A 3,669-nucleotide genomic window follows, 5' to 3' on the forward strand; every position below is an offset into this window, starting at 1 on the left:
GCTGGCCAGCGGCATGGTGCCGCTGGCCGACGGCTCCGACATGGGCGGCTCGCTGCGCAACCCGGCCTCGTTCTGCAACGTCGTGGGGCTGCGGCCGACGCCGGGGCGGGTGCCGAACGTGTCGGACACCGCCGCCTGGTACACGCTGTCGGTGCAGGGCCCGATGGCGCGGACGGTCGACGACCTCACGCTCATGATGTCGGTCATCTCAGGATTCGACGCTCGTTCCCCGTACTCGATCACGCAGACCTTCACCCCGGACGCCGAGCGGGACGTCGCCGGGCTGCGCGTGGCCTACAGCCCCGACCTGGGCGGGCTGCCCGTGGACGCGGAGACGGCGGCGGTGACCGCGACCGCGCCCGGCGTGTTCGAGCGGCTCGGCGCCCGCGTGGAGCAGGTCGAGCTGGACCTGTCCGACGCCGACGACGCCTTCCGCACCTACCGCGCCTGGCACTACGCGCTGGCCTTCGAGAGCCTGGACGGGCTCGGCCCCAACACCCGCTGGAACGTCGAGCGGGGCCGCGAGGTCACCGGCGCCGACCTGGCCAGGGCCGAACGCCTGCGCAGCGGCCTCTACCAGCGGATGGCGGCCTTCTTCGACACCTACGACGTGCTGATCGCGCCGGTCAGCCAGGTGCCGCCGTTCCCCGTCGAGGAGCCGTACGTGAGCGAGATCAACGGCGTGCGGCTGCCCGACTACCTGACCTGGATGAGCTCGGCGTACTGGATCAGCGTCCTGCACGCGCCGGCCGCGTCGGTCCCGGCCGGGTTCACGCCGTCGGGGCTGCCGGTCGGCGTGCAGATCGTCGGCCGCCCGTTCGCCGACGCCAAGGTGCTGCGCGTCGCCCGCGCGTTCGAGCAGGCCACCCTGTACGGGACCCGCCGCCCGCCGCTCTAGCTCAGGTTCTTGTACTCCAGCCCGTACGGCTGGCGCAGCGGCGACTCCCGGTACCCGTGCAGCCCCTCCAGCAGCATGAAGAAGGCGACCCCGAGCAGCGGCCAGGCCATCAGCACGCCCTCGGCCGTCAGCCGCAGTGACCCGGCGACCACCTTGACGCCGGGGGCGGCCGCCGCCTCCACGGTCACCACGCCGAGCGTGAACGTCGAGCCCACCCACAGGGTCAGGCAGGCGGCCAGCAGCCCGCCGGCCCCGAGCCCGACGACCACGGCGAGCTGGTGGCGCTTGCCGGCGAACCAGGCCACCGCGGCGCAGCCCAGCCCGAGCCCGCCGGTGATCACCGCGTACCAGCCGTCGGCGCCGATGAGCGCCTGTGTGGAGGGATCGGCCAGCACCGGCCCCTGCTCGGTGATCTGGTACGGCGCGCGCGGCGACACGTACGACCAGAGGAGCCCGGCTGCCACGGCCAGAGCGGCGAGAATGAGGACAGTAACCGCGAATGCGCGTACATCCCTCGCCACTCCGCGCCCCCTCCCATGTATGGATAAGTCAATCGATGTTATCCCCCGGCTAGGCTCGCTTCGTGAACGAAGAGAAGGTCTGGCTGATCGACCCCTCCGGCCCCCTCAGGGGGGACGTGGAGGTGCGCGGCTCCAAGAACGCGGTCTCCAAGCACATGGTCGCCGCGATGCTGGGCACCGGCGAGAGCATCATCCACAACGTGCCCGAGGTCGGCGAGGTCGGCATCACGGCGGCGATGCTCGAGGCGCTGGGCATCAACGTGGAGATCACCAAGCAGGAGCTCCGCATCGGGCAGGGCCCGGAGATCCGGCCGCGCGTCCCCGACGCCTTCACCGGCCTGAACCGCATCCCCATCCTCATGCTGGGCCCGCTGCTGCACCTGGCGGGGGAGGCGTTCGTGCCGCTGGTCGGCGGCGACCCCATCGGCAGGCGGCCGGTGAACTTCCACGTCGAGGCGCTGCGCGCGATGGGCGCCGAGGTCGAGGTGGGCGACACCGGCATCTACGCCAAGGCCAAGCGGCTCAACGGCGCCCGCCTGGAGCTGGCCTACCCGAGCGTGGGGGCGACCGAGACGATCCTCATGTCGGCGGTGCTGGCCGAGGGCAAGACCGTGGTCAAGAACGCCGCGATGGAGCCCGAGGTGGTGGAGCTGGCGCTGTTCCTGCAGCGGATGGGCGCCAGGATCGAGCTCTCGCCCGACCGCCGGATCGTCATCGAGGGCGTCGAGCGGCTGCACGGAGCCTCCATCTGGCTGGCCGGCGACCGCATAGAGGCGTTCTCGTACCTGGCGGCCGGCCTGGTGACCGGCGGTGAGGTGCGGGTGCACGGCTGCCCGCAGGACCGGCTGGTCACCGCGATCACCACGCTGGCCAGGATGGGCGCCCGGTTCGACATCAACGACGAGTACCTGTGCGCCACCGCGCCGCCCGAGGGGCTGCGCGCGGCGGCCGTGCAGACCGACACGCACCCCGGCTTCATGACGGACTGGCAGACGCCGCTCATGGTGCTGTTCACGCAGAGCCAGGGCATGTCCGTGCTGCACGAGACGGTCTTCGAGAACCGCCTGGTGTACGTGCCGGCGCTGCAGCGGATGGGCTGCGAGATCGAGGTGTTCGACCAGTGCCTGGGCGGCCCGGCCTGCCGCTACCACGACACCAACGCCAGGCACTCGGCCGTCGTGCGCGGCGTGTCGCAGCTCAGGGGCGCGGACGTGACGCTGCCCGACATCAGGGCCGGGTTCTCGGCCGTGCTGGCGGCGGCGGTGGCCGACGGCACGTCCACGCTGCGCGGCGTCAACCACATCGAGCGCGGCTACCACCGGCCGTTCGAGCAGTTCGCGTCACTTGGTCTGAACATCCGCAGACAACAGTAAAGAGGGGGAAACTGGCGTTTGCCGGAGTTCCACCGGTCGCAGATCATCTGAGTGACTGTGCTCAGATCCATCGGCGGCCTGGGGATGGCCGGTGCGCTCGGCGGAGTCCTGGTCGCGGCGCTGGCCGCGCCACTGGTGACCGGGGCGGGCCTGTCCGCCAAGAACGTCTCGGGGACGTTCGTGAACCTGCCGCCCGCGCCGCGCGAGGAGCCGCTGTCGGAGGTGACGCGGCTGCTCGACCGCAACGGAAAGCAGTTCGCCCAGTTCTACGTGGCCAACCGGACCCTCGTCCGGCTCGGCCGCGTCGCGCCGGTGATGCGCCGGGCGATCGTGGCCATCGAGGACGCCCGGTTCTACGAGCACGGCGGCCTCGACGTCAGGGGCACGCTGCGCGCGCTGCTCACCAACACGCAGGCCGGCGGCATCAAGCAGGGCGGCTCCTCGCTCACCCAGCAACTGGTCAAGAACATGCTGGTGGAGAGCGCCCGCACCGACGCCGAACGCGACCGGGCGCGCGCCCCGAGCCTCGGCAGGAAGATCACCGAGCTGCGGTACGCGCTGGCGCTGGAGGAGAAGTACCGCAAGGACGAGATCCTGGAGAAGTACCTGAACATCGCCTACTTCGGCGCCGGCGCCCACGGCGTCGAGGCGGCGGCCAAGCGGTTCTTCTCGACCTCGGCCGCCGAGCTGACCCTGTCCCAGGCGGCCACGCTGGCCGGGGCGGTCCGCGTCCCGTACTCGACCGATCCCTCGCTGGGCGCGGCGCAGCGGGCCCGGCTGCGGGAGCGGCGTGACATCGTGCTGGACCGCATGGCCGAGCTGGCGCTGATCCGGCCGGGGCAGGCGGCCGCCGCCAAGCGCGGCGGCCTCAGGCTGC

Annotated in this window: 4 protein-coding genes; 3 read left to right on the forward strand and 1 reads right to left on the reverse strand. The window is 71.8% G+C overall.

Features of this window, described 5'->3' with window-relative positions; genetic code table 11:
* A partial coding sequence (locus tag KME77_RS22390) for an amidase (protein WP_219470888.1) occupies positions 1-898 on the forward strand: 898 nt, incomplete at its 5' end.
* On the opposite strand, the gene KME77_RS22395 is transcribed toward KME77_RS22390, so the two are convergent.
* Complete coding sequence (locus KME77_RS22395; protein ID WP_308250828.1) at positions 895-1,362, reverse strand: hypothetical protein; 468 nt, start codon at positions 1,360-1,362, stop codon at positions 895-897. The genes KME77_RS22390 and KME77_RS22395 overlap by 4 nt on opposite strands.
* A 119-nt stretch (positions 1,363-1,481) precedes the next feature.
* On the opposite strand from KME77_RS22395, the gene murA reads away from it, so the two are divergent.
* Both murA and KME77_RS22405 read left to right on the forward strand, forming a co-directional pair.
* Positions 1,482-2,792, forward strand: a complete 1,311-nt coding sequence (gene murA, locus KME77_RS22400; protein WP_219470893.1) for a UDP-N-acetylglucosamine 1-carboxyvinyltransferase — start codon at positions 1,482-1,484, stop codon at positions 2,790-2,792.
* Between the two features lie 51 nt (positions 2,793-2,843).
* A partial coding sequence (locus tag KME77_RS22405; protein WP_308250829.1) for a transglycosylase domain-containing protein occupies positions 2,844-3,669 on the forward strand: 826 nt, incomplete at its 3' end.

Origin of the sequence: Nonomuraea rhizosphaerae, assembly GCF_019396405.1 — a bacterium.
Classification (GTDB): Bacteria; Actinomycetota; Actinomycetes; order Streptosporangiales; family Streptosporangiaceae; genus Nonomuraea; species Nonomuraea rhizosphaerae.